The sequence below is a fragment of the Streptomyces abyssalis genome (assembly GCF_001751365.1).
Classification (GTDB): domain Bacteria; phylum Actinomycetota; class Actinomycetes; order Streptomycetales; family Streptomycetaceae; genus Streptomyces; species Streptomyces abyssalis.
In genome coordinates, this window is record NZ_LJGT01000023.1 from 1 (window position 1) to 1311 (window position 1311).

A 1311-nucleotide genomic window follows, 5' to 3' on the forward strand; every position below is an offset into this window, starting at 1 on the left:
CTTGAGTTCTAGTGGTCGTTGCAACACCCCAGTTCAAGGGGTGCGATGGACTTCGAGATCCGGGCGGACCGGCATCAGAAGGGGCGCCGTCTGACGCGTGAGCGGGCGGCATACTTCCGGCTCATGGAGCAGGGCTACAGCAGCAGAGAGGCCTGCCGGATCGTCGGCATCAACTTGCGGACCGGCAAGAGATGGCGCAACGGCTGGCATGCGCCGCCTACAGGGAAGCCGAAGCCTCCGATCCATGTCGAGGCTTCGGCTTCCGGCTCCTCGCGCTACCTCCAGGAGAAGGACCGCATCCACATAGCCGACCGGTTGAGGGAGAACGCCTCGATCCGGCAGATTGCCACCGAGCTGGACCGCAGCCCGTCCACGATCAGTCGAGAAGTACGCCGTAACGGCATGCCGTTACGCGGGGACGCGTCTTGCTGGGTCTACCGCCCGCATGCCGCCCATCGCCGAGCCGAACAGCGGCGCCCGCGTCCCAAGCCCGGCAAGATCGGGCAGAACTCGCAGCTGCGTGACTTCATCCAGGACCACCTCACGCTGCGATGGAGCCCGGAACAGATCTGCCACGCTCTGCGTGCACGCTTTCCCGACCGGCCGGAGATGCACGTGACGCACGAGACCATCTACCAGGCCCTCTACGTCCAGGGCCGCGGAGAACTCCGCCGCGAGCTGACCCGAGCCCTGCGAACCGGTCGCGCACGGCGCCGGCCCCACCGACAGTCCTACAAGCGCCAGCCCCGCAGCATCCCGAACATGGTGATGATCAGCGATCGTCCCGCTGAGGCCGCCGACCGGGCCGTTCCCGGCCACTGGGAGGGCGACCTCATCATCGGCAAGGATCACAAGTCCTCGATCGGCACCCTCGTGGAGCGAGCCACCCGCTACGTCCTGCTCGTCCACCTGCCGGCCGGTCACAGCGCGGGCAACACCCGAGACGCGCTGGCCGAGACCGTGAAGGACCTGCCGCCGCACCTGCGGAAGTCTCTGACCTGGGACCAGGGCTCGGAGATGGCCGCCCACCAGGCATTCACCATCGCCACCGACATCCCCGTCTACTTCTGTAACCCCGGCAGCCCCTGGCAGCGCGGCTCGAACGAGAACACCAACGGCCTGCTGCGACAGTACTTCCCGAAAGGAACAGACCTGTCCGTCCACACCCGAGACCACCTGGACGCCGTCGCAGCCGAACTCAACAGCCGCCCACGCAAAACGCTCGGCTGGGAAACCCCAGCCGAGCGCCTCGCTAAGCTCCTGGCAACAGCCAGTTGATCACTTGTGTTGCAACGACCCCTCGAATTCGCC

1 protein-coding gene is annotated in these 1311 nt (G+C 66.4%); it reads left to right on the plus strand.

Going from position 1 to position 1311, the window contains the following annotated elements; translation table 11 throughout:
- Nucleotides 1–45 precede the first annotated feature (45 nt).
- Complete coding sequence (locus AN215_RS00100) at nt 46–1278, plus strand: IS30 family transposase (RefSeq protein WP_070008649.1); 1233 nt, start codon at nt 46–48, stop codon at nt 1276–1278.
- The last annotated feature ends 33 nt before the right edge of the window (nt 1279–1311 follow it).